This is a genomic window from Pseudomonas bohemica, assembly GCF_002934685.1.
GTDB lineage: Bacteria > Pseudomonadota > Gammaproteobacteria > Pseudomonadales > Pseudomonadaceae > Aquipseudomonas > Aquipseudomonas bohemica.
This window is the reverse complement of sequence record NZ_NKHL01000105.1, coordinates 50,600-65,977: the sequence shown is the minus strand read 5'-3', so window position 1 is coordinate 65,977 and position 15,378 is coordinate 50,600. Positions and strand designations below refer to the sequence as shown.

The 15,378-nt window shown below is 60.1% G+C and carries 11 protein-coding genes; all 11 read left to right on the top strand.

Annotated features, from left to right (window positions below; all coding sequences use genetic code 11):
- Positions 1-38: 38 nt before the first annotated feature.
- The 11 genes from alg8 to CE491_RS12255 all read left to right on the top strand — a co-directional run bounded on the left by alg8 (position 39) and on the right by CE491_RS12255 (position 15,290).
- Complete coding sequence (gene alg8, locus CE491_RS12310) at positions 39-1,520, top strand: mannuronan synthase (RefSeq protein ID WP_110948618.1); 1,482 nt, start codon at positions 39-41, stop codon at positions 1,518-1,520.
- 53 nt (positions 1,521-1,573) lie between these two features.
- Positions 1,574-2,746, top strand: a complete 1,173-nt coding sequence (locus CE491_RS12300) for an alginate biosynthesis protein Alg44 (protein WP_110948617.1) — start codon at positions 1,574-1,576, stop codon at positions 2,744-2,746.
- Between the two features lie 2 nt (positions 2,747-2,748).
- Positions 2,749-4,161 carry an alginate biosynthesis TPR repeat lipoprotein AlgK gene (gene algK / locus CE491_RS12295; protein ID WP_110948616.1) on the top strand — a complete coding sequence of 471 codons (1,413 nt, stop codon included), beginning with the start codon at positions 2,749-2,751 and terminating at the stop codon, positions 4,159-4,161.
- On the top strand, positions 4,158-5,663 hold the full coding sequence (locus CE491_RS12290) for an alginate export family protein (RefSeq protein ID WP_110948615.1): 1,506 nt from the start codon (positions 4,158-4,160) through the stop codon (positions 5,661-5,663). The genes algK and CE491_RS12290 overlap by 4 nt, the downstream gene beginning before the upstream one ends.
- Before the next feature lie 27 nt (positions 5,664-5,690).
- Complete coding sequence (gene algG / locus CE491_RS12285) at positions 5,691-7,322, top strand: mannuronan 5-epimerase AlgG (RefSeq protein ID WP_110948614.1); 1,632 nt, start codon at positions 5,691-5,693, stop codon at positions 7,320-7,322.
- 13 nt (positions 7,323-7,335) lie between these two features.
- Complete coding sequence (locus tag CE491_RS12280; protein WP_110948613.1) at positions 7,336-8,775, top strand: alginate O-acetyltransferase; 1,440 nt, start codon at positions 7,336-7,338, stop codon at positions 8,773-8,775.
- A gap of 7 nt (positions 8,776-8,782) precedes the next feature.
- Positions 8,783-9,919: a mannuronate-specific alginate lyase gene (locus tag CE491_RS12275; RefSeq protein WP_110948686.1), complete on the top strand. Its 1,137-nt coding sequence runs from the start codon at positions 8,783-8,785 to the stop codon at positions 9,917-9,919.
- Between the two features lie 200 nt (positions 9,920-10,119).
- Positions 10,120-11,685, top strand: a complete 1,566-nt coding sequence (locus tag CE491_RS12270; RefSeq protein ID WP_110948612.1) for an MBOAT family O-acyltransferase — start codon at positions 10,120-10,122, stop codon at positions 11,683-11,685.
- Between the two features lie 10 nt (positions 11,686-11,695).
- Positions 11,696-12,886, top strand: a complete 1,191-nt coding sequence (locus CE491_RS12265) for an alginate O-acetyltransferase (RefSeq protein WP_110948611.1) — start codon at positions 11,696-11,698, stop codon at positions 12,884-12,886.
- A 38-nt stretch (positions 12,887-12,924) separates the two neighbouring features.
- A complete protein-coding gene (locus CE491_RS12260; protein WP_110948685.1) occupies positions 12,925-13,581 on the top strand; it encodes an alginate O-acetyltransferase AlgF in 657 nt (218 codons plus the stop codon).
- Between the two features lie 254 nt (positions 13,582-13,835).
- On the top strand, positions 13,836-15,290 hold the full coding sequence (locus CE491_RS12255; RefSeq protein ID WP_110948610.1) for a mannose-1-phosphate guanylyltransferase/mannose-6-phosphate isomerase: 1,455 nt from the start codon (positions 13,836-13,838) through the stop codon (positions 15,288-15,290).
- Positions 15,291-15,378: the final 88 nt, after the last annotated feature.

The following is a 15,378-nucleotide window of genomic DNA, read 5'->3' as shown; positions in this document are numbered from 1 at the left end:
GAAGCTCGCGGCTTGCAACTGATTTTAAGGATCCGACTATGCACAGGCTCAGACATGGCCTTCTTCAGGCCGCCGGTTGGCTGTTTTATTTAAGTTTGCTGGCTGCCATTGCCATGGCGCTGCCGGCAACTCTGTTCGACTCGCAGTCCAAAGACTTTATCTTCCTCGTGGGTATCGTCGGAATCTGGCGTTACTCCATGGGCGCAACGCACTTTGTGCGCGGCATGATCTTTCTCTACATCGTTTATCCACACTTGCGCCGCAAAGTACGCAAGTTGGGCAAGGCGGCCGATCCGTCCCATGTATTCCTGATGGTTACCAGCTTTCGGATCGATGCGCTGACCACCGCCCAGGTATACAGCTCTGTCATTGAGGAAGCGATCGCCTGCGGTTACCCGACTACCGTGGTCTGCTCACTCGTCGAAATGTCCGACGAGCTGCTGGTCAAGGCATTGTGGGCCAAACACAACCCGCCCAAGCACGTCACCCTGGACTTCGTGCGCATCGCCGGTACCGGCAAACGTGACGGTCTGGCCTTCGGCTTCCGCGCCATCTCGCGCCACATGCCGGACGATCGCGCCGTGGTTGCCGTGATCGATGGCGACACCGTCCTGGCCGAAGGCGTGGTGAGGAAAACCGTGCCGTGGTTCCAGTTGTTCGGCAACGTCGGCGGTCTGACCACCAACGAATTCTGTGAAGTGCGCGGGGGTTACATCATGAGCGAGTGGCACAAGCTGCGCTTCGCTCAACGCCACATCAACATGTGCTCGATGGCCCTGTCCAAGCGCGTCCTGACCATGACCGGGCGCATGTCGGTATTCCGCGCCGCCGTGGTCACCGACCCTGACTTCATCGCCGACGTCGAAAGCGATTCGCTGCAGCACTGGCGTCTGGGCCGTTTCAAGTTCCTGACCGGCGACGACAAGTCCAGCTGGTTCAGCTTGATGCGCCTGGGCTACGACACCTTCTACGTTCCGGATGCCGCGATCAACACGGTCGAGCACCCACCGGAGAAGAGCTTCCTCAAAGCCAGCCGCAAGCTGATGTATCGCTGGTACGGCAATAACCTGCGCCAGAACTCCCGCGCGTTGGGTCTGGGCGTGCGCCGCCTGGGCATCTTCACCAGCATCGTACTGTTCGACCAGCGCGTGTCGATGTGGACCTCGATCCTGGGCCTGACCGTTGCCGCACTCGCCAGTTTCAAATTCGGCATGGGTGTTCTGTTGGCTTACCTGCTGTGGATCGGCATCACACGCCTGATTCTGACGCTGCTGCTGTCCTGCTCGGGGCACAGCATCGGTCCGGCCTACCCCGTGATTCTTTATTACAACCAGATCGTCGGCGCGCTGATGAAGATCTACGTCTTCTTCCGCCTCGACCGCCAGTCCTGGACACGCCAGGACACCAAACTGAGCCGCGACATGGCCAGCTTCCAGGGTTGGTTCAACACCTGGTCGTCTCGAACCATGACGTTCTCGGCTGGCAGCATCTTCGTTGCCGTGCTGCTGACAATGGTCTGACGGGGTCTTTGACCGCACCAATGGATCAACTTGATTAATCAGGAATTACCGCCATGAATACAGCCGTGAATGCAAACGTCGTCCATGAATCCGAAGCCCAGCGTCAACATGCACGGGTCAGGATCCCAGCCAAGCTGCGCCTGCTCAATGGCCAGCCGAACGCTCCGCTGGTGCGCGTCGAAGACCTTTCCGCTGGTGGTCTGAGCTACGTTGCACCCAGCAACCAGCGCCCCGCCGTGGGTGAAATCGTCAGGGGCCGCCTGCAGTTCCTGATCGACAATCTTGGCCTGGCGATGGACGTCGCCCTACAGGTTCGTAGCGTGGACTCGGCCAGCGGCCGCATCGGCTGCCAGTTCCAACACCTGGAAGCTCAGGACATTGCCACCCTGCGCCACCTGATCACTTCTCACCTGTCCGGCGACATCGTCAGCATGGGCGAAGTGCTCGCCACCCTGCAGCGCGACAACTTCACCAAGGCGCGCAAGGTCAAGGACAGCGGCAGTGGCATGAGCGCGTTCGGTCGTCTGCGTGCGGTCACGTTCAGCGCGGGTATCTTCGTCGTCGGCCTGGTGGCGTTCGGTTTCGTGGCCAAATCGGTATACGGCATGTACTTCGTCAGCCACTCCACTTCCGGTCTGGTCAGCGTACCAACCATGGATGTGACCATGCCGCGTGACGGCACCGTGACCAGCCTGGTCGCACCGAACGGCCAAGTATCCAAAGGCGCGCCGCTGGCTTCGTTCAACACCAGCATGCTGGACGTGCTCAAGGGCAACCTGGACCCGGATGAAATGCAGCCTGCGAAGATCGAAGAACTCTTCGGTCGCCAACTCGCCGGCACGCTGACCAGCCCATGCGACTGTGTGATCGGCAAGCAACTGGTCGCCAACGGTCAGTACGCCGCCAAAGGCGATGTGATCTTCCAGATGATCCCACGCAATATTGCGGCCACCGTCGATGCTCGCTTCACCTATCGTCAGTTCGCCGACGTCCAGCCGGGCGCTCGCGTCAACTTCCAGGTAGCCGGCGAAGAAGGTACTCACAGCGGCAAAATCGTCAGCTCCACGGCGCTGAGCCCGGCCGACCTGTCTTCGGACCTTCGCGTGCAGATCCAGCCTGACGAGTCCCTCAGCAGCAGCCTGGCAGGCCGTCCGGTGGAAGTGGTCAGCGATCGCGGCCCGTCGCTGAACTGGCTGATCGATAAAGCCACGGCCGCGGGTCTCTAAACATGGCTAGCCCACTACGAAGCTTGTCAGCCCCTACGTTGTTGAGCCTGGCGATCGCAATCGGTCTTGGCGGCTGTGCCGGCCTGCCCGATCAACGCCTGGCCAATGAAGCCTTGCAGCGCGGCGATACCGCGCTGGCGGAGCAGAACTATCGGCAACTGGCGGACCTGGGTTATAGCGATGCACAGGTCGGTCTTGCGGACATTCAGGTCGGCACCCGGGATCCGGAGCTGATCAAGCAGGCCGAAGCGACTTATCGCGCCGCAGCCGAAACATCGCCAAGGGCGCAATCGCGTCTGGGCAAGCTGTTGGCGGTCAAACCCAACTCCACCGAGGCCGAGCAGCGCGAAGCCGAAGGTCTGTTGAAGAAAGCCTTTGCCAACGGCGAAACCGGCACCCTGATTCCGCTGGCGATGCTCTATCTGCAATACCCGCACACGTTTCCCAACGTGAACGCGCAGCAGAAGATCAACGATTGGCGCGCGCAGGGTTATCCCGAAGCCGGTCTTGCCCAAGTGTTGCTGTATCGCACTCAAGGCACCTACGACCAGCATCTGGCTGACGTAGAAAGCATCTGCAAACAGGCACTGCGCACCAACGACGTCTGCTACATGGAACTGGCCACGGTCTATCAGAAACGTGGCGAAGCCGACAAGCAGGCGGCGCTGCTCGCGCAGATGCAAAGCGGCTATTCCTCGGGCAGCGTCCCGGCGATGCGGGTCGACACCGTCGCTCGCGTGCTGGCGGACTCGACCCTCGGCAAGCCGGATGAGAAGACTGCTCAGCAGTTGCTCGAAAAGGTCGCCCCTGGTTACCCCGCTTCCTGGGTGAGCCTGGCGCAACTGCTCTACGACTATCCCGAGCTGGGTGACGTCAACAAGATGATGGAATACCTGGACAACGGCCGTGCCGCGGACCAACCGCGCGCTGAACTGCTGCTGGGCAAGCTGTACTACGAAGGCAAGCTGGTGTTGCCCGATGCGAAAAAAGCCGAGGAGCACCTGACCAAGGCCGCTCCGACGCAGATTTCCGCCCACTACTACCTGGGCCAGTTGTATCGCCGTGGCTACCTTGGCCACCCGGACGCGCAAAAAGCCGTCGACGAGTTGCTGACCTCTGCCCGCGGCGGGCAGAACAGCGCCGACTTCGCCCTCGCGCAGTTGTTCTCGCAAGGCAAAGGCATCAAGCCCGACCCGGTCAACGCCTGGGTATTCGGCCAGTTGGCACAGGCCCAAGGCACTCCGCAGGCAGCGGACCTGATGCAGCAACTCAACGATCAACTGCCGCCTGAGAAGCGTGCCCAGGCGCAGAGTCTTCTCCAACGCGAACAGCAGGTCCGAGGCACCACTGCGCAGAACGCGCTGGCCTTGCAGACCCTGCAAGAAGAAAAAGACGGCGAGGACGCACCTCTATGAAGCTTAAGTTGAACCCTCTGATGGCGGCCGGGCTCGGTCTGGGCTTCACCCTGATCTGGGCCACGCCGACATTGGCTGCCTTGACCGAAGAAAAGAATTTCGGCATCGAAGTCAAAGCCACCGGCCAGATGGAAGACGACCGTGACCTCGGCACCCGTGGCGGTGGCGACGTCAACGGTATCGGTCTGGACCTGCGGCCTTGGATGTACGGTCAATGGGGCAACTGGAGCGGCTATGCGATGGGCCAGGTGGTGACCGCCACCGACACCATCCAGACCGACCCGCTGGATCAGCAAGTGAACGACGCAACTGGCCAGGCCAGCCAGCATGCCCGCAAAACCTCCAGCAGTCGTGAAGTGGACGATAGCTACGCGGCCCTGCGTGAATTCTGGGTCGGCTACAGCGGATTCACGCCCTACCCCGGCGAGATCCTCAAGTTCGGGCGTCAGCGCCTGCGCAATGACGACGGCCAATGGCACGACACCAACATCGAGGCGCTGAACTGGACCTTCGACACCACGCTGCTCAAAGCGGAAGTCGGCGCCGCTCAACGCTTCAGCGAATACCGCACCGACCTGACTGAACTGTCGGCCGAAGACAAGGATCGCCAGCACGTGTTCGGTGACGTGGCTTACCAGTGGACGCCTGGCCAATGGGCTGGAGTACGCGCCCATTACAGTCATGACGGCGGCAGCCTGAAACATCAGGGCGAAGCCATCGACGATCTGGACAAGACGTCCCGTGGCGATCTGACCTGGCTGGGCATTCAGGCCAACAGCGACGCCTACAACTATCGCAATCTGAATACCGTCAATTACTGGGGCAGCCTGACCTGGCTGACGGGCGACCGTGACCGGCTCGGCACCTCCTACGACGTCCCGAGCGATCAGTATGTCGCGGGTCAGAAAAACAACGAAAACGTCAACGGCTGGGCAACCGACCTGGGGCTGCGTTTGCGTCTCGACCCGATGTGGCAAGTGGGCGGCGCCTATTCCCGCGCCAGCAAGAACTACGAACAGAACGGCCTTGAGAGCAACCGCTCGAACTGGACCGGTACCCGCTCGCGCGTGCATCGCTTCGGTGAAGCCTTCCAGGGCGAAATGGCCAATGTGGAATCCGGATCGCTGTTCGCCTCCTGGCAGATGCAGGACGAATACGACGCCTCGCTGATCTACCACAAATTCCGTCGCGTCGATGGCCACGCCGGTATCGGTGGCGCGGGCATCAACCCGGCGCGCGAGAATGTCGATTCCGATGGCATCAGCACCTTCGACTCCCTGCCGCTGGAAGACGGCCGCAAGGATCTGGGTCAGGAGATGGACCTGGTGGTCACCAAGTACTTCAAACAAGGCCTGCTGCCCGCTTCGGTCAGCCAGTCCTTCGACGAACCGTCGGCGCTGATTCGTCTGCGCGCAGGCGTGTTCAAGCCAGGCGATGCGTACCACAGCGGTGTCGACGACTACATGCACCGCGCCATCGTCGACGTCATCTGGCGCTTCTGATGCAAGCCGCTATAGGAGTGCAGTGAGATGAACAGCCAAGCAAACAATCCGCGGCATAGGGCCTGGCCCCATGCTCTGCTTGAAAGCGCAGTGCTCAGCAGCGCCTTGCTGTTGGCGAGCGCCTCGGCCATGGCCAATACCGCTCCGGCGGCACCTGCGGCTGCAGCACAACCTGCGGCTGACGAGCAAGTGGTCAAGGGCCTGCATCAGGCCAAGACTTACGCCATCAGCAGCCCGGACGCCGCGCCGTTGATGATGGACAAGCCCAAATTGCCGGACCTCTCGGGGTACACCCAGCAGGCCATGCAGAAGAAGATCGTGCGCAGCAAAGCGGGCAAGGTCTCGATTCGCCGCATGATGCAGGAAGACTCGCTGAAGGAATTCATCGGCGGCGATAACAAGATGGAGGAATGGGTAGCCCGTCAGCACGGTATCCCGCAGGCGATCTTCATCGAAGACGGCTACATCACGTTGCAGGATCTGGCGAAAAAGGTGCCTAAACAATACCTGAGCGAGACCTCGCCGGGCGTGTTCCTGGCGCGTCTGCCGATTGTGGTCGGCAAGAAAGGCATTCTCGAAGTCGACAAGAAAACCGCCGAGCTTCGCCTGTCTCAGGAAGCCGGTGCGTTTCTGGTCAACGACAACCAGCTGTTCATGGCCGACACCAAGCTGACCGGCTGGAGCGAGAAGGCCAACGGCCCATCTACCTTCAAGGCGCCGAAGGAATTCCGTCCGTTCCTGCTGTCCTGGGGCGGCACCCAGACCTACATGTTCAACACCAAGGTCGCGAGCCTGGGTTACAACAACAGCAAGTCGTACGGCATCAGTATTTCCCAGTACACGCCGAACATGAAGGCGCAGATGAACCGCCCGGATCCGACCGGCTGGATCGTCAACTCCGAGTTCTCGGATATGTGGTACGGGTTTTACTGCTATGAAACCCGTGACTTCGTGGTCAAGAGCAACACCTACCACGACAACATCATCTACGGCATCGACCCCCACGACCGCTCGCACGGTCTGATCATTGCCGAGAACACGGTGTACGGGACCAAGAAGAAGCACGGGATCATCATTTCCCGTGAGGTGAACGACAGCTTCATCATCAATAACAAGAGCTACGAGAACCACCTTTCCGGCATCGTGCTCGACCGTAACAGCGTGAACAATCTGGTGGCCTACAACCAGATCTACCGCAACCACACCGACGGCATCACCTTGTATGAAAGCGCCGACAACCTGCTGTGGGGCAACCGCGTGTTCGCCAACAAACGCCACGGTATTCGAGTTCGCAACAGCACCAACATCAAGCTGTACGAAAACCTGGCAATTGGTAACGGTCTGATGGGCGTCTATGGCCACATCAAGGACCTTTCCGACACCGATCGCGACATCAAGCTCGATCCGTTCGATGCCGAGGTGTCGCTGATTCTGGTCGGCGGCGAACTGACCTCCAACGGTTCCGGCCCGCTGTCCATCGACTCGCCGCTCAGCGTGGAGCTGTACAACGTGTCGATGCTGGCACCGACCAAGAGCAGCGGGATCAGCTTCAACGGGATACTCGGAGATCGTCAGGACGAAATCCTTGATCTGCTGGTGCGCCAACAAAAAGCCGTGTTGATCGACCCGGTCGAAAGCCAGAAACAACTCCGGGACTGAGGAAGCCATTTCTATGCACGCACATTTGATCAAATTGCTCAGCCTCTCGAGCCTGACTGTTGCCCTGTTCGCTGCCAGCAACGCCGCCAATGCCGACGATGCCGCAGCGCCGAGCTTCACCGCCGAGCCTTGCTGCAGCCTGTGCCCTGAGGCGCATGACGAAAAGAACTACGTCACCCGCTACCAGCAGAATTTCACCACGCTGGTCCAGGCGCAGGGCGACTGGCTGTTCCGTACACGTGAAGACCTGCGCACCGAGTTCGATACCACGCCCGAAGGCTACCGTCGCATGCAACAGCTGCACGACGCGTTCAAGAGCAAGGGCGTCGAGCTTGTCGTGGTGTATCAGCCAACTCGCGGGCTGGTCGATCGCAACAAACTGTTCCCGGCCGACCGCGACAAGTTCGACTACAACACGGCGCTGCGCAACTACCAGGCCATGCTCGGTCGCTTCGCGAAAATGGGCTACACCGTACCTGACCTGTCGCCGCTGACCAACGAGCAACAGGCGCACGATTTCTACTTCCGCGGCGACCAGCACTGGACGCCATACGGTGCCCAGCGCACGGCGAAAATCGTCGCCGAGTCGGTGAAGAAAATGCCCGAGTACGCGAGCATTCCCAAGCGCGAATTCGAGACCCATCTATCAGGTCGCATGGGCAAGAAAGGCACTCTGCATAACATGGCCGGTCAATTGTGCGGCACCAGCTACGCGATCCAGTACATGGATCAGTTCGAGACCGAACCCAAGGGCGAAGCGGGTGACGGCGATCTGTTCGGCGATTCCGGCAACCCGGAAATCACCCTGGTCGGTACCAGTCACAGCGGCAAGAACTACAACTTCGCCGGCTTTCTACAGGAATACATTGGTGCTGACGTGCTGAACGTTGCCTTCCCGGGCGGCGGCCTTGAAGGGTCGATGCTGCAGTACCTGGGCAGCGACGACTTCCAGAAACACCCTCCGAAAATTCTCATCTGGGAATTCTCGCCTCTGTACCGCCTGGATCAGGAGACCATCTATCGCCAGATGATGTCGCTACTGGACAACGGTTGTGAGGGCAAACCGGCGCTGATGACCACCAGCACCACTCTCAAGCCAGGCACCAACGAACTGTTGGTCAACGGCAAAAACGGCATCAAGGATGTGCGCAACGGCAGCAATCAGATCGACATCAAGTTCGCCGACACCTCGGTGAAAACCCTTCAGGCGCGCCTCTGGTACATGAACGGCCGCCATGAAGACCTGAAGATCGAAAAACCTGAAACATCTGAAACCGACGGGCGCTTCTCCTTCGAACTGCGCGATGACAAAGACTGGGCCGACCAGCAACTGCTCGCGCTGGAAGTGCAGGGTCCGGATGCGGGCACTGCGCCTCAGCAGGTCGAAGCGAAAGTATGCAAACGCAACGTGTTCCCGAATGTCGCGCATCAAACCGCGCAAGCCGGGTTATGAGGCTCTTATGCACACTCCAAAACTGATGCTCCCCACCCTTCTCTCGCTGGCAATGCTGTCTTCGGCAGCGTTCACCGCCAGTGCCAGCGCTGCGTCGACACTCGTGCCGCCGAAGGGTTACTACGAAGGCGTCGAGAAATTCAAGAGCGGCGAAGGCAAGTTCAGCTGTGACGCCACACCGCAGCCCTATACCGGCTCGCTGCAGTTTCGCAGCAAGTACGAGGGCTCGGACAAGGCTCGCGCCACGCTGAACGAGGCCTCGGAAAAAGCCTTCCGAGATACCACCAAGGACATCACCACCATGGAGCGCAACACCAGCAAAGTGGTGATGCAGTACATGCGTGATGGTCGTCCCGAACAGCTCGATTGCGCGCTGGGCATGCTCACCACCTGGGCCAAGGCCGATGCGCTGGAGTCCAAGGACTTCAACCACACCGGCAAGTCGATGCGCAAATGGGCGCTGGGCAGCATGTCCTCGTCGTATCTGCGCCTGAAGTTTTCCGAATCGCATCCGCTGGCAACGCGTCAGCAGGATGCGCAGGTCATCGAGGCCTGGTTCAGCAAGCTCGGCGATCAAGTGGTCAGCGACTGGGACAACCTGCCGCTGGACAAGACCAACAACCACTCGTACTGGGCAGCGTGGTCGGTGATGTCCACGGCTGTGGCGACCAACCGCAAGGATTTGTTCGATTGGTCCGTGAAGGAATTCAAGGTCGCGGCCAATCAGGTTGACCCGCAGGGCTTCCTGCCTAACGAACTCAAACGCAAGCAGCGTGCGCTGGCGTACCACAACTACGCCCTGCCGCCGCTGGCGATGATCGCCAGTTTCGCCCAGGCCAACGGTGTCGATCTGCGTCCTGAAAACAACGGCGCGCTGAAGCGTCTGGGTGATCGGGTGCTGGCCGGGGTCAAGGATTCGGGCAACGAATTCCAGGCCCGCGATGGCCAGAAGCAAGACATGACGGACCTGAAAACCGACATGAAATTCGCCTGGCTGGAACCCTACTGCTCGCTCTACGACTGCGGTCCGGACGTACTGGATCAGAAGCACAAGATGCAGCCGTTCAAGAACTTCCGCCTCGGCGGCGACCTGACCCGTACTTATGACCCGACTCATGAGAAAGGCGAGAAAGGCGGTTCGTAAGCACGACGATTGCCAACTGTAGGCGCGCGCTTGCCCGCGATTGCAATGTGTCAGAGGCACATGTGTATCGGACTTACTGGCCCATCGCGGCCAGGCACGCCCCTACAGGGACGCGGAGAGTTGGACGTTTTACCCCTCCATTTCCATGGGGGGTTTGGGGGGGCTTCGGCCCTTGATGTTGGACAAACGGAGAGATAAGGATGGTTTTCTCATCCAACGTGTTCCTGTTCCTGTTCTTGCCGGTGTTTCTCGGCTTGTACTACTTGAGCGGGCAACGCTATCGCAACCTGCTGCTGCTGGTGGCCAGCTACGTGTTCTATGCGTGGTGGCGAGTGGACTTCCTGGCACTGTTCGCAGGTGTGACGCTGTGGAACTACTGGATCGGCCTGCGCGTAGGTAAAGCCGGGGTCAGGACCAAACCCGCACAGCGCTGGCTGTTGCTGGGCGTGGCGGTCGACCTGTGCATCCTGGGCTATTTCAAATATGCCAATTTCGGCGTGGACAGCATCAACGCGATCATGACCTCGTTCGGCCTTGAGCCGTTCATCCTGACCCACGTGCTGTTGCCGATCGGGATCTCGTTCTACATCTTCGAGTCCATCAGCTACATCATCGACGTCTACCGTGGCGACACGCCTGCCACGCGCAACCTGATCGATTTTGCGGCGTTCGTCGCGATCTTCCCGCACCTGATCGCCGGCCCCGTGCTGCGGTTCCGCGACCTGGTGGACCAGTTCAACAACCGCACCCATACGCTGGACAAGTTCTCCGAAGGCGTGACCCGGTTCATGCAGGGCTTCATCAAGAAGGTCTTCATCGCCGACACCCTGGCCGTGGTGGTCGATCACTGCTTCGCCCTGCAGAACCCGACGACGGGCGATGCCTGGCTCGGCGCGCTGGCCTACACCGCGCAGCTGTACTTCGACTTCTCCGGCTACAGCGACATGGCTATCGGCCTGGGCTTAATGATGGGTTTCCGCTTCATGGAAAACTTCAAGCAGCCTTACGTCAGCCAGTCGATCACCGAGTTCTGGCGTCGCTGGCACATCAGCCTGTCGACCTGGCTGCGTGACTACCTGTACATCACCCTGGGCGGCAACCGTCGCGGCAAGGTGGCGACCTATCGCAACCTGTTCCTGACCATGCTGCTGGGCGGTCTGTGGCACGGCGCGAACATCACCTACATCGTCTGGGGCGCCTGGCACGGCGTGTGGCTGGCGATCGAAAAAGCATTGGGCATCAACACCACGCCACGCACCTTCAATGTGGTGCGCTGGGCCTTCACCTTCCTGCTGGTGGTGATGGGCTGGGTGATCTTCCGTGCCGAGAACCTGCACGTCGCCGCTCGTATGTATGGCGCCATGTTCAGCTTCAGCGAATGGCAATTGTCGGATCTGAACCGCGCCAGCCTCACCGGCCTGCAAGTGGCGACGCTGATCGTGGCGTACATCACCCTGGCGTTCTTCGGCCTGCGTGATTTCTATCAGAACCGCGCGCCCGCCAAGCCCAAAAGTGATCAGCCTGTTCAAGCGGACGGCCCTGCCTCTGCAGAGCCAGGTCTGATCAAGGCGGTGCCGGGCGACAAGCCGGGCAGCATCCATCAACCGGGTTACATCGTCGGGACCGAAGCGCAGGTCCAGCCTGCCTACTGGACTGCCGACTGGTCGCGCTACGTCATGCGCGCCCTGATCCTGCTGATGTTCGTCGCCTCGATTCTCAAACTCTCGGCAGCCAGCTTCTCGCCGTTCCTGTACTTCCAGTTCTGAGGACCCTGACATGACCCGTTCATTACGTTTCCTCTACATTTTCCTGTTCCTGGCGATCCTGCTGGTGCTGGGCCTGTGGTCGCTGCGCAGCTTCATCGGTTTCTCCACGTCCAAGGAAACCACGGTGCTCAACGGTCACTGGACCAAGGCCGTGGAAACCCGTTACGACGAGGAGTTCCCGATCAAGCGCCTGGGCACCAACCTCTGGGCGGCGCTGGATTACAAGGTGTTCAACGAAGGCCGTCCGGGCGTGATCCTGGGCAAGGACCAGTGGCTGTACACCGACGAAGAGTTCGACGCCGTCGCCAATGGCGAGCAGAACGAAGCCGACAACCTGGCGATCATCCAGGGCGTGCGCGACACCCTGAAGAAACAGGGCACCCAGCTGGTGCTGGCAATCGTTCCGGCCAAGACCCGTCTGTATCCGGAACATGTCGGCGACAACAAGCCAGCGGCGCTGCACACAGATCTGTATCAGCAGTTCCACGCTCAGGTGAGTCAGGCCGGCATCTTCGCGCCTGATCTGCTGGCCCCACTGCAAAGCGCCAAGGACAAGGGCCAGGTCTTCCTGCGCACCGACACCCACTGGACGCCGATGGGTGCCGAAGTCGTGGCTCAGCAGTTGGGCGAAGCAATCTCCAAAGAGACGCCACTCAGTGGCGATCCGCAGACATTCGTTACCGAAGCCAAGTCCAGCGCGCCATACAAGGGCGACCTGACCAACTTCCTGCCGCTGGATCCGCTGTTCAGCAACCTGCTGCCTAAACCGGACGACCTGCAGCAGCGCAGCACCAACCCGGCCCAGGCGGATGGTGACGGCGGCGACGCGCTGTTCGCCGATAACTCGGTAGCGGTTGGTCTGGTCGGCACCAGCTACAGCGCCAACCCCAACTGGAACTTCGCCGGCGCCCTGAAACAGGCGCTGCACAGCGATGTGGTGAATTACGCCGAAGACGGCCATGGCCCGATCCTGCCGATGCTCAAGTATCTGCAGACCGACGCCTTCAAGAGCAGCCCGCCGCAAGTGCTTATTTGGGAATTCCCTGAACGCTACCTGCCCGCTCACAACGACCTGACCGAGTTCGATCCACAGTGGATCGCCGAACTCAAGAAGGCTCGCGACCCTCAACAAAATCTGGCTCAGAACGCCAACAACTCCAGCTTCGTGACATCCGAGCCGCCCCACCGGGCGCAAAACTAAAGAGGACTACTCAAATGACCTTGCAGAACCCAACTCGTATGCCAACTCGTTCGACCCAATCCGGCCTGCTGAAAACCTGCGTTTTGGCCGCCAGCCTTGGCTTGGTTTCCCTCTCGGCCTTCGCCGGTGGCGACGCGGCCCTGTACGGCCCGACCGCACCGAAAGGCTCGGCATTCGTGCGTGTCTATAACGCCAGCAACGCCGAAGTCAGCGCCAGCGTCGGCAATACCAGCCTCAATGAAGTCGGCCCGCTGGCCAGCAGTGATTTCAGCTTCATGCCGCAGGGCGACTACAGCGCCAAGATCGGCAGCAATACGTTGCCGGTGAAACTGGCGGGCGATCACTACTACACCATCGTCAACAACACCTCCGGCGCACCGCAGCTGGTTGAAGAGCCGCCGTTCAAGAACAAGCAGAAGTCCCTGGTACGCGTGCAGAACCTCAGCGACAAGCCACTGACGCTGAAGACCGCAGACGGCAAGACCGACGTGGTCAAGGCAGTCTCCGCCAAAGGCACCGGCGAGCGCGAAATCAATCCGGTGAAAGTCAGCTTTGCCCTGTTCGACGGCGACAAAAAGGTCAGCGACCTCAAGCCTGTAGCGCTTGAACGCGGTGAAGCGGCCGTGCTGTACATCACCGGCAATGGCAACAACCTGTCGCCAGTCTGGGTCAAGCGCCCGACTTCGACGCAGTAAGCCGATTTGAATAGCCCTGTGGGAGCGAGCTTGCTCGCGAAGAGGTCGGTACATCCGATCTTTTTTGGCGGCCGACGCGTCGTATTCACGCGCAAGCTCGCTCCCACAGGATGGTTCAAGCAGTCGGTGCCAGGTGATGCGGAGCAACACACCATGAGGGCGCCGACCGCAGCGATACAACAACAAGACAGACGAAACGACAGAACAACCGACGTATAGCCCATTCAAACGCTATTGCTATTTGGAGAATTAAAATGATTCCAGTGATCTTGTCAGGTGGCAGCGGTTCCCGACTCTGGCCTCTTTCGCGTAAACAGTTTCCAAAACAATTCCTGGCACTGACCGGCGAACATACCCTCTTCCAGCAGACCCTCGAGCGCCTGCAGTTCGAAGGCATGCAGCACCCGGTGGTGGTGTGCAACAAGGACCATCGCTTCATCGTTGGCGAGCAGCTCGATGCGTTGGGCCTGGAAACTCAGGGCATCATCATGGAGCCGTTCGGTCGCAACACCGCGCCTGCAGTGGCCATCACCGCGATGATGCTGGCCAACGAAGGCCGTGACGAACTGATGCTGGTGCTGCCGGCGGACCACGTCATCGACGATCAGAAATCCCTGCAACGCGCACTGGCATTGGCGACCGTCGCCGCCGAGCGTGGCGAAATGGTGCTGTTCGGCGTGCCCGCGACCAAACCTGAAACCGGCTATGGCTACATCAAATCCACTGCCGATGCCCTGCTGCCGGAAGGCGTCAGCCGCGTCGCCCAGTTCGTCGAAAAGCCGGACGAAAAACGCGCCAGCGAATTCGTCGAAGCAGGCGGCTACTACTGGAACAGCGGCATGTTCCTGTTCCGCGCCAGCCGTTATCTGGAAGAGCTGAAAAAGCACGATCCGGACATCTACGACAACTGCCTGCTGACTCTTGAGCGCAGCAAGCATGACGGCGACAACATCGAACTGGATCAGGCCAGCTTCGCCTGCTGCCCGGACAACTCCATCGACTACGCCGTCATGGAAAAAACCCAGCGCGCCTGCGTGGTGCCACTGGAAGCCGGCTGGAGCGATGTGGGTTGCTGGTCATCGCTGTGGGACGTGCATCAGAAAGACGAAAACGGCAACGTCACCAAAGGCGACGTGGTGGTTCAGGACAGCCGTAACTGCATGATCCAGGGCAACGGCAAACTGGTCACCGTGATCGGTCTGGACAACATCGTCGTCGTCGAAACCAAGGACGCCATGATGATTGCCCACAAGGACAAGGTTCAGGGCGTCAAGCAGATGGTCAACACCCTCAACGAGCAGGGCCGCACCGAGACCCAGAACCATCTGGAAGTCTATCGCCCGTGGGGCTCGTACGACTCGGTGGACATGGGCGGCCGCTTCCAGGTCAAGCGCATTTCGGTCAAACCGGGCGCCAGCCTGTCGCTGCAGATGCACCACCACCGCGCCGAACACTGGATCGTCGTCTCGGGTACCGCACAGGTCACCTGTGACGAAAACGTGTTCCTGCTCACCGAAAACCAGTCGACCTACATCCCGATCGCCTCGGTCCATCGCCTGCGCAACCCGGGCAAGATCCCGCTGGAAATCATCGAAGTGCAATCGGGCAGCTACCTGGGCGAAGACGACATCGAACGCTTCGAAGACGTCTATGGCCGCTCCACTCCTGGCATTGAAGCCGGTGTGAGAACCCAAACCATCGCTCGCTGACCCAACGCTGAAACCTGCTGTAGCGCCCTCGCCCACCCTCTGCGTATTCCCCATCCGCAGAGGGTGGACGGGGGCTTTTTTATGAGTG

Excerpts from the sequence above, each read along its gene's own strand:
- CE491_RS12275 (WP_110948686.1), top strand. The coding sequence starts at position 8,783 with ATGCACACTCCAAAACTGATGCTCCCCACCCTTCTCTCGCTGGCAATG.
- CE491_RS12270 (WP_110948612.1), top strand. The coding sequence starts at position 10,120 with ATGGTTTTCTCATCCAACGTGTTCCTGTTCCTGTTCTTGCCGGTGTTT.
- alg8 (WP_110948618.1), top strand. The coding sequence starts at position 39 with ATGCACAGGCTCAGACATGGCCTTCTTCAGGCCGCCGGTTGGCTGTTT.
- CE491_RS12300 (WP_110948617.1), top strand. The coding sequence starts at position 1,574 with ATGAATACAGCCGTGAATGCAAACGTCGTCCATGAATCCGAAGCCCAG.
- CE491_RS12260 (WP_110948685.1), top strand. The coding sequence starts at position 12,925 with ATGCCAACTCGTTCGACCCAATCCGGCCTGCTGAAAACCTGCGTTTTG.
- algG (WP_110948614.1), top strand. The coding sequence starts at position 5,691 with ATGAACAGCCAAGCAAACAATCCGCGGCATAGGGCCTGGCCCCATGCT.
- algK (WP_110948616.1), top strand. The coding sequence starts at position 2,749 with ATGGCTAGCCCACTACGAAGCTTGTCAGCCCCTACGTTGTTGAGCCTG.
- CE491_RS12255 (WP_110948610.1), top strand. The coding sequence starts at position 13,836 with ATGATTCCAGTGATCTTGTCAGGTGGCAGCGGTTCCCGACTCTGGCCT.
- CE491_RS12280 (WP_110948613.1), top strand. The coding sequence starts at position 7,336 with ATGCACGCACATTTGATCAAATTGCTCAGCCTCTCGAGCCTGACTGTT.
- CE491_RS12290 (WP_110948615.1), top strand. The coding sequence starts at position 4,158 with ATGAAGCTTAAGTTGAACCCTCTGATGGCGGCCGGGCTCGGTCTGGGC.
- CE491_RS12265 (WP_110948611.1), top strand. The coding sequence starts at position 11,696 with ATGACCCGTTCATTACGTTTCCTCTACATTTTCCTGTTCCTGGCGATC.